The organism is Flexivirga sp. G2 (assembly GCF_055397625.1).
Window position 1 is genome coordinate 16,772 of record NZ_AP039676.1, and the last position, 15,602, is coordinate 32,373.

At 64.1% G+C, this 15,602-nt stretch carries 11 protein-coding genes; 9 read left to right on the forward strand and 2 right to left on the reverse strand.

The window, feature by feature from the left end:
• The first annotated feature begins 146 nt into the window (after window positions 1-146).
• From ACZ50J_RS21825 to ACZ50J_RS21855, 7 genes are all read left to right on the forward strand, one after another.
• Window positions 147-1,667 carry a conjugal transfer protein gene (locus ACZ50J_RS21825; RefSeq protein ID WP_464301508.1) on the forward strand — a complete coding sequence of 507 codons (1,521 nt, stop codon included), beginning with the start codon at window positions 147-149 and terminating at the stop codon, window positions 1,665-1,667.
• Window positions 1,668-1,770: 103 nt separating this feature from the next.
• Window positions 1,771-1,995, forward strand: coding sequence for a hypothetical protein (locus tag ACZ50J_RS21830; protein ID WP_464301509.1), 225 nt, complete (start codon window positions 1,771-1,773; stop codon window positions 1,993-1,995).
• A 54-nt stretch (window positions 1,996-2,049) separates the two neighbouring features.
• Window positions 2,050-2,469 (forward strand): hypothetical protein, encoded by a 420-nt coding sequence (locus tag ACZ50J_RS21835; RefSeq protein WP_464301510.1) that lies wholly within the window; start codon window positions 2,050-2,052, stop codon window positions 2,467-2,469.
• Window positions 2,470-2,514: 45 nt separating this feature from the next.
• Window positions 2,515-5,655, forward strand: coding sequence for an ATP-binding protein (locus tag ACZ50J_RS21840; RefSeq protein ID WP_464301511.1), 3,141 nt, complete (start codon window positions 2,515-2,517; stop codon window positions 5,653-5,655).
• Between the two features lies 1 nt (window position 5,656).
• Window positions 5,657-8,296 carry a hypothetical protein gene (locus tag ACZ50J_RS21845; protein ID WP_464301512.1) on the forward strand — a complete coding sequence of 880 codons (2,640 nt, stop codon included), beginning with the start codon at window positions 5,657-5,659 and terminating at the stop codon, window positions 8,294-8,296.
• 289 nt (window positions 8,297-8,585) lie between these two features.
• Window positions 8,586-9,890, forward strand: coding sequence for a nuclease-related domain-containing protein (locus ACZ50J_RS21850; RefSeq protein WP_464301513.1), 1,305 nt, complete (start codon window positions 8,586-8,588; stop codon window positions 9,888-9,890).
• A 95-nt stretch (window positions 9,891-9,985) separates the two neighbouring features.
• Entirely contained in the window at window positions 9,986-10,873 is an 888-nt protein-coding gene (locus tag ACZ50J_RS21855) for a hypothetical protein (RefSeq protein WP_464301514.1), read from the forward strand.
• A 114-nt stretch (window positions 10,874-10,987) separates the two neighbouring features.
• Here ACZ50J_RS21855 and ACZ50J_RS21860 read toward each other — a convergent pair whose 3' ends face one another.
• Window positions 10,988-11,422 carry a hypothetical protein gene (locus tag ACZ50J_RS21860; RefSeq protein WP_464301515.1) on the reverse strand — a complete coding sequence of 145 codons (435 nt, stop codon included), beginning with the start codon at window positions 11,420-11,422 and terminating at the stop codon, window positions 10,988-10,990.
• Window positions 11,423-11,877: 455 nt separating this feature from the next.
• Between ACZ50J_RS21860 and ACZ50J_RS21865 the strand changes: the two genes are divergently transcribed.
• Complete coding sequence (locus ACZ50J_RS21865) at window positions 11,878-12,399, forward strand: ribonuclease H family protein (RefSeq protein WP_464301516.1); 522 nt, start codon at window positions 11,878-11,880, stop codon at window positions 12,397-12,399.
• Between the two features lie 675 nt (window positions 12,400-13,074).
• On the opposite strand, the gene ACZ50J_RS21870 is transcribed toward ACZ50J_RS21865, so the two are convergent.
• On the reverse strand, window positions 13,075-13,680 hold the full coding sequence (locus ACZ50J_RS21870; protein WP_464301517.1) for a hypothetical protein: 606 nt from the start codon (window positions 13,678-13,680) through the stop codon (window positions 13,075-13,077).
• Between the two features lie 160 nt (window positions 13,681-13,840).
• Here ACZ50J_RS21870 and ACZ50J_RS21875 point away from each other — a divergent pair, with 160 nt between their 5' ends.
• Complete coding sequence (locus tag ACZ50J_RS21875; RefSeq protein ID WP_464301518.1) at window positions 13,841-15,592, forward strand: DEAD/DEAH box helicase; 1,752 nt, start codon at window positions 13,841-13,843, stop codon at window positions 15,590-15,592.
• Window positions 15,593-15,602 lie beyond the last annotated feature (10 nt).

Here is a 15,602-nt window from a genome sequence, read left to right on the forward strand (position 1 = left end):
ACCGACGCAGGGGACCCACCGATTCCATGAGTGATCGCCAAGGAACGCCGCAGACACCACCTGGCAACCCAAAGCCCGCGGCATCGAATGGTCAGCCCGGCAACACCGCAGGGAACACTGCCCCGCGGGTTTACCAGGGTGGACCCATGGCTGGCCAACCGATCCGGCAGGCCCCGCCGCAGGGCAGCCACCCGGTTGTCCCGCCGCCGCTGGACCCAACCAAAGCTCCCGGCCCAACCAGTGCCCCAGTCCGCGGCACCGTCACCCGGCAACCTCCGCCGCAGGGCACCGGTCTGGCACCCCAGGAACCAGCTCCCCAGCAGGACAGCGGCGGGACCGACCAGTCGGTGACTGCGAAGAAGACGAAGCGGTCACGTCGCATCAGCCTCGGGAAACCGAAAGATAAAAGGGCGGAAGCCAATACCGGTGCTGAGACCCCGGCCGCAGAGAAGGAAGGGCAGAGCAAGAAGGAGCAGGCTCTCCTTGACGTTCCAGCACCGGGTAAGCAGCTGCACAATGACCGGAAGGTCACGGTCGCTACCCGCTACATCCTCATCGGCGCCGGGGTGTTGGCATTGCTCGGCGGTTGCTCTGCGGGTTCGTACCTGGCGGTGGGCGCCACCAGGTCACTGGCCCACAAAGACAACGTGACAACCAATGACCTCGCGAAGTACCACGTGTCGGACTTCGACACCGCATCCGGCGCAGCGTTCGCGAGCCGATATCTCGACGTGTGTCTCACTCGGTACCCCGAGCGCTCCGACAGTGAACCTGATCCCAGGGAGCAGAAGCGGCAGGCCGCGTACCAGGCGATGAACGCTGGCGCTGATGACACTTCGTGCGATCCAGGTGGCAGCTCCGTCGATCGGCAGGTCGTTGCGGCAGTACCCACCGGGCAAGCTCAGAAGATCGAGGGTGTCCCGGGCGGCTACTACCTGACCATGCAGGTGACGCTGAGTGATGGCACCGCAGGTGACTACACCGTGCCCGTTGCATTCGGCAACAGCACCAACGGCACGCACCCCAGGGTCGTGGGCGCGGTCGGGATTCTTCCGCTGCCACCGATGGGAACGGTAAACCCGGACAAGATCAAGACACGCACGGCCGACACTGACCTGAGCGCGACATTGAAGGCGGACTTCATGCCGCAGTTCTTCACGGCCTGGACTTCGTCCAGCTCGAACCTGTCCCAGTTCCTGCTCCCCGGCGCGTCACAGGCATCAGCCACTGGTCTCTCGGGCGCATACACCGACCCGACAATCCAGGCAGTGACGGTGTACCCGCCGAAGGGCGCGGTGCACGACAAGGGCGCCAGCCAGTCGTTCACCTACAAGGACGGCATGTCGGTCGAGGCCGACGTCACCGTCGACATGAAGGGCACCAACGGAAACAGTGCGACAGGCCAGGGCTATCGGGTCACCCTGTCACGCTCGAACGGGCACTGGTTCGTGAAAGACATCGCCGCAGGCGCAGTGAACACCGTTACCGGCGAACGTCCTTCCGGGTCGGGCAATCCGGGCGTGCCGAAGTCAACACCGTCACCATCCAGCACACCAACTCCTCGGCAGTCGACTCCCTCGAAGTCGGCCCCGCCGAAGACGAAGCCGAAGCCGAAGCCGAAGCCGAAGACGACGACCAAGGCCAAGACGCCGCCGAAGAAGAAGTAGCAGGCGATTCACGAGCGTGCCTTGGGATGATGCGACGTGACGAACACCAATGGCACAATGAGAACAGCAGGACCTACACACCCGCTCACCGGAGGAATCGGACATGGCATCTCTTCTCAGCAGTATTCAGAACCAGCTCATCGCGATTGGCGGCACCCTCGCGGTCATTGCGATCATCGTGCTCGGCGTGCGCCTGCTCTTCGCAGGCGAAGGTGGCATCCGTAAAGCCATCAGCGGCGGCGGCACCGTCCTGTGCGGCATCATCCTGATCGGTGGAGGCGCCGCGATCGCGGGAGCCATCATGAAGATGGCGAAGTCCCTCGGCTGAGTCCCGTCGTAACAACCCCGACTCGACTCACTGCGATAGGAGGTGACCTCACCAATGTCAGAGAACGAGCCAACCCGCGCGATTGAAGCACTCGACCATACGGACATCAAGCAGCGTGCTAAGCGCATGTGGACGTTCAACGAGATACGGCTGCCCGGCGTCTACCTTCCCTCCCTGGGTGTCGGATTCGTGGTTGGTCTCGTGACGTTCACGGTCGCGATCCTGCTGGGTCTCCTGCTCGGAGCCGTTTGGATTCAAGCAATCGGGTTCCTCCTCGCGGTCGTGTTCGCCGTCATCACCGGAATGGGCTGGGAGAAGTTTCGCCCGGACTCGATGAAGCCAGGGCACTGGTTATTGCTCGACTTCGACTGGCGTTGGCGGCAGCCCCGCACGTTCAACGGGTACGGGGAAGACACCGAACCCACCCACGTGACCTGGCAGGTCATCCTCTGGGAACCCGACCGACGCAGCTGACACACCCACACCCACACCCTTGTCTCACCACCCAAGGACACCGTTTTGATCGCCTTCCTCCCGCTCTTCGTGTTGATCTTCATCGGAGTACCCGCGTTCGGGGGTGCCCTGTGGGTCAAGAAAAGGCGTGAAGCGAAAGATGCCACTGGTCCGGACGAGTCGCCAAAGAAGACCAAGGGCAGCAACAGCGACGGTGCCAGTGACCGGACGTCCCGAGAGGAGACACGTCGGCTCCCGTACCGGTACGCCGACGACCGTCTCTTCGTATTCGACAACTCTGTGTGGACCGGGGTTCGGCTCCTGCCGATCACCGACGAACAGCTGTCAGAGGCCGAACTTCGCGACCAGGTCGTCGCGGCGAACATAGCCGTGCAGGAACTCGCCACAGGCGACAAGCCGGTCCCCGCCATGGTCAGGGTGACTCACCGCCCCATCACAACCGGTCAGTGGGCGGAGAAGAAGATCGTCGCAGCGTGGGACCCGACGGAGATGTATAACAAGATCACCTACCGTCATGCCGCGTTGCTCGAAGCGCAGCAGACGACCCGCCCTGAGGTCTACATCCTTGTCAAGATCGCCACCGTCACCCCGCGTGGTGAAGCGGCCATCAACCGAGCCTTGGACGAGCAGATCAGTGGCGTCCACGCCGAGTCCATTGGCCGCGATCAAATCAAGGTGTGGCACAGGGATGTCGATAACCTGCTGGCCCGGCTGAACACCCTCGCTTGCTCGCCCATGACGCGTGATGACCTGCTGTGGTTGATCCGCAAACCAATGCATGGGCACCTGATGCCCGGGGTGGTCGACTACCTCCCGTCGCGGCCGTGGGGTGACGGACAGTTCCAGCTCGTCGCGAACCTGCAAGGCGAGAACAAGTCCAAGACGCACCTCGTGCTCCGGCAAACAGTGGACGACCCCTATGCCCCGCCAGAGATGCAGGGCACCACGCAGACGTCCTACACGACGTTCCTTGTCGCCGCGTCCTGGCCGTCCCGGGAGAAGTTCAACCTTGATCGGGCATGGATTCGGTGGATGGCGCAGCGACCGGAGCAAATTGAGGTGTGCGTGCGCACCAACCTCATCCCGCCGCGGGAGTTCCGTGATGATGCCAAGGACATGCGCGATGACCTCAAAGAGGAAATCGCTGACATGCGGAAGTCGGGTCGGGAGCCTGACTCCAACATGCTCGAACAGCGGCAGCGCACCGAAGAGCTTGTCGTTGACCTCGATAACCGTCCCTTCCCGGGTCTGCAATCCCAGATCATCTTGCAACTGTCAGCGGACTCCCTTGAAGAGATGGAGCAGTTGCAGCGCGACGTTCGGCAGATGATCAAGACCGACCTCGACCGGCAGTTCGTTCGCCCGCCTCGGTACCAGTGGCGTGCCCTGCAAGCGATGCTCCCAGGGGATGCCCCCAGCGGGTTGACCGTCGTAGCCCCGTTCGTGCGACTGCACGAAAGTGAAGTCATTGCGATCGGACTCCCCAATACAGGGTCCGAGGTCGGCGATAACCCACAGCCCGGTCGTGACGGAGAGCTGCTTGGGTTTGTCGGTGACTACATCGGAACAACCCGCGACGGGGTGCCCACGCACTTCTCCACGCATGTTGGACCGGAACGGCAGTCCGGTGGTGGCGTCGGCACCGTCGGCGCATCTGGCGGCGGAAAGTCCACCCTCGCGCTGTTGAAGTTCTTCATGGAGTCGGAGTCTGGCGTCCGGACAGTTGCCATCGACCCCAAGGTCGATTTCGGCAAGTTCGTGCTCTACATCAGCTTCGGACCGCAGGTCAATGAGCCCGGATTCGATGACGAACTCGACCGTGGCATCCTCGGCAAGCCGGAGGAAGGCTCGAAGTTCACGCCGGTCAATCCGCGGTTCTGGGCTGACTCTCAGATCATCGACATCGCCCGATCCGAAGACGGCATCCTCGAAATCTTCCAGCTCGCGCGAACCGTCAGCGAAGGGTTCCTGCTGGCGCAGACGGTGTTCGAGATGTTCCTCGGCCGCGCCGACTACGGGCTGTGCCGCCACCCGTTGTCGGTGGCGATCAACAACGCCAAGAGGACGCACGACGAAGCGGTCGCAGAAGCCCGCCGCACCAACCAAGACCCCGCTGGCGTGCCGCGCCCGTCAATGTGGGCAATCGTGAACGACGTGATCCGTCAGGCGGATCACGCCAAGAGCCACGACGCGAACTACGAGACGACCAAGAACCTCGAAACAGCCGCAGCGATCTTGGAAACCCTGCGTGGGGCGCCCTATGCCCGCCTGGTGTTTGCCGAAAACCCGCGGAACATCGGGGCGCTTGACCGCCGACGCACGATCTTCACCACCCGTGGCATGAACCTGCCGAAGGACCCCAACCCGGACAACTGGAATGGGGAGCACCGGCTGACGACCACCATCATGTATCTCGTCACCCGGATGGCCTCGCAAATGTTGGAGGTCGCGCAAGAGCCCAACCCGGTGACCGGCAAACCCGGTCTGCGCCCGAAGCTGATGTTCGTGGACGAGGCGTACGCGATCAGTGCGTTGCCCGCCGGACGACAGATGCTCCTCACCTCGCTCGCGCAGGGCCGGTCGTACTTCTTCGTCGTCTGGATGATCGACCAGCAGGCAGCACGATTCGCGCAGATCGAAGAGGAAGGCGCGGTCGAAGCCTCCGGTAACCAGTTCCACACGATCTTCGCCTACCTGCAAAAGACCAAGCGGGAGGCGAGGAACGTGCTCCCGTTGCTTGGCCGCGAAGACAACGCCCGCACCGCAGACGCCCTCCGGCACGAGAACGAACCAGGCGGCAACATGCGCACCGGCGTCAACATGATGCGCGACGTCGACAGTCGCGTCGCCACCGTCGAAGTCGACCTGGTCTTCACCGAGTTCCTGGCCGCCACCGACACCAACCCTAAGACTCGTCCCATCCGCCAGTCCGCGCCGATCAGCCCGGACCCCGACGACTGGTCCTTCATGCGAGGCAGCGACGTGTACGTCGCTATCACCGAGGCCGAAAAGGACCTCCATGTGAACGAGCTGACCGACGAGGACCGCGCCCACATGGACGCCGAACTCAGCGCGGCAAACGATGCCCCGACGAGTGAAACACCCGCGGCGGCAACCATCACCGGCGAAATGGCGGATGACACCGCCGTCGACAGCGGCCTGACCTCCACCGGAAGGAAGCAGTGACATGACTGCGATCGCGATGGCGGGGGAGGTGACATGGCGACCCCGCACCCGTGAAGACATCCCCGAATCAGATGTCATCGCACGAGTGGTCAAGACGGGAGTGACCCGTGTTGGCCCCTCAGGGCAGACCGTGCGCCCCCAGGCCACACCCCGCCCGCACCGGCACCACTCGGTGCGCCGGTACTGGCGCAAAGCCATCCGTATGTTGCTGGCGGTGCTGTTCCTCGGCGGTATCGGGGTATCGGTCAGTATGTCGGTCCCGGAGACCACCGCACACGCGGGGATCATCCCGAACATCCAGTGCATGGTGGACAGCACCTACAACAACGTGTCCCCGGAATCGGTCGGTGGCGAGTCGTCGTTCCTGCCGCCGAACAAGTATTACGCCTCCCCGAGTAAGCCCGGCCCCTACACGGTGTTCGAGCGCTTCGGGATGCGTGGCGAGAAGTTCTCCACCACCACGCAGCTGTATTCGGCCAGCGCACTGTCGAACAAGGGCAACGCCCGGTCGTGCTCGATCAGCCGCTACATGATGAATCTGATGGCGCAAGAAGTCTTCGACGTTGACCGCTTCATCACCGGTAGCCAGATCGGCATTCAGGAGCGCGCCGCGGACTCGGGTCCGCTGTTGCAGATCATGGAGACGATGTCGCCCACGGTCGGCAAGATGCGGGACCAGCTGTTCATTCCCGGTGCGACGATCATGGTCATCCTCAGCGGCTTCTGGGTCCTGTTCAAGGGCTACAACACCCGGGCCGCGATCACCGGCATCGGCTGGGTCTTCGGGTCCTTGTTGCTCGTCGGGTTCCTGCTGGCACCAACGAAACTCAGCAACACCGCCGGATCGACCCCGGTAGCTACCGGGAAGGACCCGAACTTCTATTGGGCCGCAGCGACCATCAATGACACACGTGAGTCGGCCCTGTCATTCATCGCCTCCCAGGTCGTTGGGTCCTCCTCGGTGAACGACCCGTGCTACCTGCCGAAGGGGCAGCCCAACGCCGCGCAACGAGTGGTTGATTGCCGCTTGTGGCAGGCGATGGTGTTCCAGCCCTGGTCTCAGGTCATGTTCGGGCAGAAGGGGTTGAACCCGATCACGGGGTGGAACCCCAAGGTGAAGACCGGCCAGTTCGATGGAGGACAGAAGACCTGGTCGACCACTGGCACCAAGGATCTGCGGATCGTGCTGCTCGCCGCCCAGGCGTTCAGCAACGACGGTGACTACCTGTTGCGCGGGAAGAAGGCGAGTTCGCCGCCCCCGCAGAACCCAACACCGTCAGCTGACGGAAGCCACGCACTGGACCCGAACAAGGATCAGTTCGCGCTCTACTACCAGGTGTTTTCCAAACTGGCACCGCAGGACCACAACAGACCTGGCCCGAATGTCAACGGCAAGTACGGTGACTGGGACTCGTTCCGTGGCGACAACGCATCCTCACGCATGACCGGCGCGATCGGCGGCACCGTCGCAGCACTGCTCGTCGGCGCAGTCGTGGTTATCACCAGCCTGCTGTCCCTGGTATGGAACGCCGTTCCCATCCTGCTGCTGCTCGCCCTTCCGATCGTCGGCCTCGCCGCGGCATACCCGGCCACCCACAAATACCTGCGGTCACTGATGCAGACCTGGGCCAAGTCCAGCATCCTCGGGTTCGTGTTCGGACTCGTGCAGTTGCTCGGCGCAGTCATCGTGTCGGCCATCCTTTCCCAATCGAACATCGCGCTCGGGTGGAAATGCCTGCTGCTGCTGGTCCTCATCATCGCGATGTTCCGTCTCGTCAAGGCCGCGCAGGAAGACGCGTTCACCCCGAACATGGGCGGTGACAACATGTTCGACCCGACCGAGCACGTCACCCGCGCCGGACAAACGACCCGCCGCACCGGGAGCAACGTCGCACGCGTGACGACCCGCCGCGGCGGTGGCGTCCTCGCAGGCGCGACCGCAGGTGCAGCCACAGCAGGATTCCGCGGCGCCAACCGCGGCGTCGCGGCGGGACGCAACTCCATGGAGAAGCGCCGCGACCAGAAGTCACGGGTCAGCGGTCCCGCCCGCGAGCAGGCGATCAAGGCCCGGGCAGCGAGCCGGTTCTCGGCGTTGAAGCCGAAGGACCGCGAGAAGATGACCGAGGACGAGCGCAAGCAGCGACTGTCTGGATTCATGAAGGAAGAGACCGCGGCCTACGACAAGGAAATCGCGCAGCAGCAGGCGGAAGCGAACGAGAACCGGCCCAGCCGAGGACAGCGAGTTGCTTCCGGAACGTGGGGGGCTGCGAAGGGAACTGCATCAGCGGCACGGACCGGGGTTGCCGCAACAGCCAAGGGCGCCGCAGCGGGTGGCTTGGCAGCCCGCAGAGACCGTGGCGGCATCGACGGTTTGAAGGCTGGGACGGTCAACCGGACCGGCGCCCGCGACGGTTCAACCCGTCGGGCAACCCGGTCCGGTGAGGCCCCGACCTACACCACGCGACGCGACCGGCAGCGGCGAGACGAGTTCGCGGCGAAGGAGAACGCACGTCGTGCCGCGGAACGCGAGGACCGCAAGCCTCGCGCGTTGAAACGCGTTGAACAAGAACAGGTTCAGGAGGCGCTGCGAGACATCGAAGTCGCAGCACCGCCGCCCCCACCAGAGCGGGCCCGAAGGTAACGGGGCCGTCAGAGCATGACACCCACCATGGGTGTTGATTGTCCCCAAGACTGGCAATAGGGAAACCCTCGCGCTTGTGGTGAGTGCGGCGGCGCGAGTTGCGGGGATACAAGGGGTGGTAGCCGCCCGAGGGCATGGGTGTGTCCTTCAAATTGTGCGGCTGCCACCCCGACCTATGTCATCAGACAACGGGGCAACAAACCCGGGTACCAGTGACCCTCATCGACCCGTAGCGTGTGGGGTGTCAGAACAACCCACACAGCAGTGACAGAGACACTGAGAGGCATTGATGGGCACCGGATCGAAGACCCGCAAGGGCCGCCGCGACGCAGTCGCTGGGAATGGGCTACTGCGCCTGGTGCAGGTCCGTGACCGAATCAACAGGCAACTCGAATTTGACCGGAGGATCGCCCGATGGGCGCTGCCGCTGGTGGTGTTGTACCTGCTCTCGGCGATCACACTCGGCCCGCTCATCGGGTTGGTGTTCGCCGCGTTGATCGTGGTGTTCGGCTTCACGGCGCAGGCTGCGATCCGTAACAAGGCTGCACTGGGTGCGAACGCCTCCCTGCTGGCCACAGTCATGATCGTGGTGTGGGTTCTGCCCGCAATGACAGGGCATGCCGTTACTGCAAACCCAGGGGTCATCATCGCCGCGATTGCGGCAGCTGCTGGGGCGTTCATGACGGAACGGCACAACGGGTCACGACTTGTCACCGTCCTGGTCGGCCACGCCGGATGCCTGGTCGCCGGAGCCGTATCGCTGGTGTGGCCGTGGCAAGGCGGCCTGCTGGCGGTCGCCTGGGTCGTCGGCGTCATCGTGTGGCGCACCGGCGCCCTGCTGCTGTGGCAGGTGACTGTGGCACGTGTCCGGTCCCGTCTCGGCGGTGGCCGGATGCGCGTCCGGGCCGGTCGTGCGCTGCCGACGCGTATCCCGTCGGAGGATGACTTCACGCCGGAGAACGTCGCCGCAGGGTTGGAAGCGGAGCAAACGACTGGCGATGTCCTGTCAGAGCTGCCCGCGCAATGGTCGGTGCTGCACTCTCGGTCATTGCCTGGCACGCATGCAGACGTTGACCATTTGGCGATCGGGCGCTCCGGTGTGTTCGTGCTCGACTCCAAGAACTGGGCCGGGAAGCTCACCCAATCCTCGATCCTTGACGAGAGCGGCGATGAGTTCATCGAGTACCGCATCAACGGGTCCGCTGATTGGCTGGTCGAACGGCTTGCCGCGCCACTTTTCGAGGCCCGCAAGGTCGAGGTTGCGCTGAGCCTGCCGGAGGCGGCCGTCGAACCGGTGCTGGTGTTCAACGACCGCATGCAGATGCCGAACGACGTCATCACCTTGACGGTCTACGGCGCGGAGGACCCGGTCACCGGAGGCGTAATGGATCGTGAAGTGCACCTGGTGCAGGTGCGGGCCTTGCGTGAGTGGATGCTGGCCCGACCTGAGCACGTGTGGCGGCGCCGCAGCCGACTGGGGCAACTACTGGACCGTGCACGACACCGCGACCCGGCACAGACCCAGCAGGAAGTGTCTGACCGGTTCCTGTTCGACATGGGCGTGTACGCCGACTACGTGCTCCCACCCGCCTGAGGCAGCCTGAATCACCATGCGGGGCAGTTGTTCTTGCGAACTGGCCGAAGGGGCGGAGTCGCTACGATCGCCGTCATCGAGAAAGGAACCGGCGGATGAGTTACTACGTGCAGGTCGAGCCTGGTAACCCGTTACGGCTGATCAAAGTCGAACGCGACGTCCCAGAGCCGGGCGATGGGGCCGTCTTCGTCGTAACTTTCGTGTTCTGTCTCATCATTGGTGCCGGTGTCGGAGCGAACTGGTTGTTGGGAGCAGTCGCGGGCTGGATCGCAGCGGTGATGATGACGGCGGCGATCGCCACGACGATCATCGCGTTTCTTCCGAAAAGGGAATACGCGACGGACCCGCAACCGGCGCAGGAGGAGCTGGCCGCGGCCGTTGCTCAGCTTGTTGGTGAACGACGACCGATCCCTTTGAAGGTCGCCCGGCATGTGCTGGCTCAGGCGCGTGACGAAGATAAACGGCGGGACGCGGCGACGGTCACGGATGAAGCGGCGGCCAAGAGAGCTGAGAGGGAGTCCGCTGCCGTCCGTGAACGAAGGGCCAACCGGGATCGACAAGCGTGGGTTAACCACATTCTCGATGATGCGGCACAGAGCAAGAACGCGGTCGCGCCGGTCCTGATAGCTGCTGAAAAGGCGCTTCGGTCGCAGGGGCGCCACACAGACGCGCAGGTAGCCGCAGAGGCCGCAGCAGCGGTGCACGGGTGGTCGATTCCGGTCCAAGAGGAAGCGCGCGGCGTTGCAGTCGCAATATGCGATGTGGTTGCAGCCCTCTCGGGACTCCCGAAGAAGGCACGTAAGGAACCGTTCGGCCCCGAGGGACGCACACCCCAGCAGGAAGCCAACGACGGAATTGATGCGGCGGTGGCCACGCTCAGGGCGCGGGCATCCGAAGCACACGAGCCTGAGGTCACGCGTTTGCGCATCGCGCGAACCTACCTCGACCGATTGAAGGCGCGCACCGACGACAGCGGCCTCTGAGGCGCTCATCCGTCCGGCAATTGCTACGGCGACAGGCGAAACATGAAGCGCCCCACACAAACTCGTGTGGGGCGCTTCATCCGTGCTCGCTGCGGTTCCACAGCGGGGATGGGCTCAGTCTTGGTTGAACCGGCGTGCCAGGTCCTCGAACGTCTCCTGGTCGGTGTTGGTCAGGACCGGGGCCGGTGCGACCAGAGCATGCTGGTCGCGTGCCTCGCCAGGCTCTGCCGGGATCGGCGCGACCTTGCCGTACTCGACGGGGCCGTGCTGCACGGACATGCTGTCCGGCAGGGTCTTGCGCGGACGGTCCCATGGGGCAACCGCGACCACGAGCAGGATCACGGTCGGGACGAGCGCCACGGTCGGGCCAAGGGCCCACCGGGTGAACGTGTAGACCACGACGAACCAACCCAGGCTGGTCAGCAGCGGTCCCATGCCGCCGCGGGCGTACTGGGCCTTCCAGGGGTTCAGGCTGGCCCGGAAGAACTCCGAGCGGACCGCAGCCACCGTCAGGGCGGCGGTCACCAGGTAAGCGAAGATGTGAAGCATTGGGCGCCTCCTTCTTGGTGTCTCCGGGAGGCGCCGGGTGGTGCCTCTACTGTCGATAGTACGTGCGGGCGGTCATGGAACCCACCTCTTGGCGGGGACAAAATTCGTTCATCGGGTGTCGTGCGGTCATGGAGCGGTGGTCTCGGGTTGTGAGTGCGGCCACGAGTAGGGCGATTGCTGCCCCGGCGATGAGCTGCAACACCGGCCGCGTGTCACTGGTTGCGCGGGCGGCGGCATACGCGGCCACGAGCATTGGAGGCAGCCATCGTGTGAGTTTCCTTGCGATGCGTCCAGTTCGGGGAAGTGGGCGGGTCGTGGAGTGTTCAGTCACTAGGAACACCTTCCCGTGCTTGGCAGTTACGTGATTTGTTCCGACAGCGAGTGACGCTACACGCAACCACAGACAGTCCCTGTGGAGCGCGGGGTGATCCTGCGCAACCGGTATGGTCACGGACGTGAGCACAGATGACGTCGTGATTGTCGCTACAGACGGAAGCAGCCGCGGGAACCCAGGTGCAGCCGGATGGGCATGGGTAGTCAGCGAAACACGCTGGGAATGCGGCAGTTTGACACATGCCACCTCGATTGTTGCAGAACTGACCGCCGCATATCGTGCCCTGGTCGCAATCCCCGATGATGTGCCGGTGAAGATGCTGTGCGACTCTGAGTTCGTCGTGAACGTCGCGATGAAATGGGCTGCCGGGTGGGCCCGCCGCGGGTGGACCACTAAGGACGGGAAGCCCATCGCGAACAAGGAACTCGTGCAAGCGCTGCACGCCACCAAGACGAACCGGACCGGCGCCACCCACCTGTCCTGGGTCAAGGGACACAACGGTCACGCACTGAACGAAGCAGCCGACAGACTCGCCGGAAGGGCATCTGCCCACGCAGCCAAGACCGGCAGGGGAGCGGACAACATGCTCGCCGGACCAGGGTGGCCAAGCGTCTCCCCGGGAGACAACCGTAGGCAAGCGTGACACTGCGTCACTGGGCAGACCCCGTGGTCGCCACAGGTGAGGCGAGTTTCCCCGTCGTGGACTTCATCGCGACGGCTCTGGCAGCCGTCGTCGTAGCCGCGGTCCTAGCCGCAGCGGGCCTGTGGTTCGTAGGCAACCTGCGCCACAGATTGAAGTTCGCGGTGGCCTTCACAGCCTGCGAAGTGCTGCTCGTGGGCGCAGGTCTGTTCCTCGGCCGTTCACCGGGAAACGAGACAGCAGCCGCGCTTTCTACATGGGGCTTGGGGACAGCGGTCTTCTTCGCAGCCCACGTGACGATGCGATCCGCTCCAAGGAGCTTGCAGGCGCTGATCGTTGTCACTGCACTGTTCGGAGTCATCACCGGCGTGGCTGGGCGCGATCGAGACTATGCCATAGCGGTATCGGGAGCGGTGCTGATAGACCTCGTGATCCAGGGCCTCGACAGACTCTTGGACAGCGGCCCCGAAGCTCCAAAGTCACGCCTCGAAACTGCGCCCGTACCGACCCCAGCAAACAGAGGCGGTGGGGTAGGTAATGGGGCAGGCGTGCGAGTGGTCAGTGCGGCGGTATTCGTGTGGGCTGCGGTGTGTTCTTTGCGCCGGTAGGGTCAGAGAAGACCGAACGGTTGCGCTCCAACAGGCGAATCCTGTTGGAGAACAACCAGGTTCGAGCTTGTCACCGCCAGCTGTCAGTGTGCTTTCCGAGTGGGCCGTACCGGTGTGTGATGTAGTTCCCGCCGCCACCGGGTTCAGTGTCGTCGCGTGTGTACTCGTCATTCCCGACGATCACCCCACCTGCGCCCCGCGTGAACGAGACTCGTTCGAGCATCGAGAAGAACAGCGTCCCGGTAGGCCCGTCGTGGGCGTGCTCGACAGCGTGATTGTTCTCGTCCACCGACCAGGTGACATTGCGACCGTCGAAAGTGATCGACCCTGCCTCATACCCCTGGTCGTCATACACGGGGAAGTACGTGGTCCGGTTCGTCGCCCGAGTGAACCGGGCGGCTGCCGCATCGGCCTGTGTAGGGGTGACAGGCGCCGACTTGGTTCGGCGCAGCATCTGCCGCAGAATGCACTCCACGTGGCAGTCCAATCGGGCGCTGACCATCCGCTTCTCGTACACGTCACGTGATCGGGTGGTGTGCTTCCGGTGCCAGTTCTTGGCCTGAGCGGTCACTGCTGTGACCTTCTGGTTGTGCTGCTCACGCAACGCCTTCTTCAACGGTGCGACCGCCGCTGACGGCAGTGTGATCGTCCCGTGCTCCCATTCGTAACATGACATAGGAATGCCCTCCATGAATCTGGGTTTGATGTTCCGACAGACACGACACTATGGGCGGGCACTGACACTGTGCGGCCAACTGATAGGTAGCAGGACGGAGACTCCGCACTCGACCTGAGCCAGCCGTGGGTGACCCGCCTCCGCCGCTACCGTGGTGGCCGTGACTCAGCCCTTGCGTGCCTGGCAGAGACAGGCCCTGACCCAGTTCACGGACACCTACCCCCGTGACTTCCTGGTGACCGCAACCCCCGGTGCTGGGAAGACCACGTTCGGGCTCGCGCTGGCACGGGACGTGTTCAATAACAAGGGTGTTCGCCGTCTCATCGTCGTGACCCCAACGGACCACCTGCGGAACCAGTGGGTGTCCGCTGCGGCCGATGCCGGGTTCGACCTGCGGGCGACCCCGAACCGGGAACGCCTCCCCAAGGACGCAGACGGTGTCGTCGCGACCTACGCCCAGGTTGCGCAAGCACCGGCAGTATTCGACGCCCGCTGCCGCACCACCAACACCGTCGTCCTGTTCGATGAGCTACACCATGCAGGAGACCAGAACTCCTGGGGTGAGGGACTGGTGGAGTCCTTCGAGCACGCCCGGCACCGCATCGGGATCACTGGCACACCGTTCCGGTCGGACAACTCACGGATACCGCACGTCACCTACCAGCAAGTTCCACCGCCCGCTGATCCTGGCACCCTCGAATCGGTGGCCGACTTCACCTACGGGTACCGGGAAGCGTTGCAAGCCAGGGTGGTTCGGCCGGTCGTGTTCGCGTCGTATTCGGGGTCTACCTCGTGGTCATCGCGGGCAGGGGAGACCTATGCGGCGATGCTCGGTGACCCAACATTGACTAGGTCCACCGAGGAACAAGCGTGGAAGGCTGCCTTGTCACCGGATGGTGAATGGATCGGGCACGTGTTCGCAGCGATGGAGCACCGCCTAACCGAGCTGCGCGCCCGGACGATCCCTGATGCTGCGGCGTTGGTGCTTGCTTCCAACCAGGACACTGCCCGCGCGTATGCCGACGTGTGGGAGTCGGTGAACGGGTACCGCCCGGCACTGATCTTGTCGGATGACCCGGCCGCGTCAGACGCGATCCACGACTTCCGTGACGACCCTGACGCGAAGGCGCTGATCGCTGTGCGGATGGTGTCGGAGGGTGTTGACGTGCCCCGGGCCGCAGTCCTCGGGTTCGCAACCACCGCATCCACCCCGTTGTTCTTCGCCCAGGCCGTGGGCCGTGTGGTGCGGGCACGACGGCGAGGCGAGACAGCGACCGTGTTCCTCCCTGCTGTAACCCGGCTACTCGGCCTGGCAGCTGCGATGGAAACCGAACGGAACCATGTGCTGGCGCCACCGGCCGAGGGGGACGACCTCGACGTTCCGGTCCCCGACCCTGCACCCGACAGCGAGGACGGTGAAGACGAGAAGGGGTGGGACCTGATCGAAGCCACCGCATCGTTCCATGACGTCATCTCAGGTGCCCCATATGACGATGACGAGGAGGGCACCCTGCCCGGTCTCCTCACGCCCGAGCAAGAGGCCGCACTACTCGCGAAGAGCGATGAACAGGCTCGCGAGGCCGCCAAGAAGGCGGCACGCGCCCGTGCCGCCGCGAAGTCCCAAACGGACAGCGACCGTGCTGCGGCTATCCGGCACGCGCAGGTCCACGGCGGCCTCAACGAGGTGATCGGCAAGAAGCACGTCACCGGGGTGCGCATCGAGAGCGCAGGAGACGAAGCAGCCGCGCTCCGGAGAGTGATAGCCGACCGGGTACGTCGGAAGGCAGGCAGCGTTCGACGGCCACCTCAGGAGCTGTGGGGCGACCTCTACCGGGCCGTGCCGGGGCCGAAGAACTCAGCCGCACCCGTGAAGGTGTTGCAAGCCCGTGCCGACCACACAGAGAGCTGGTAGGTGGCCAAGA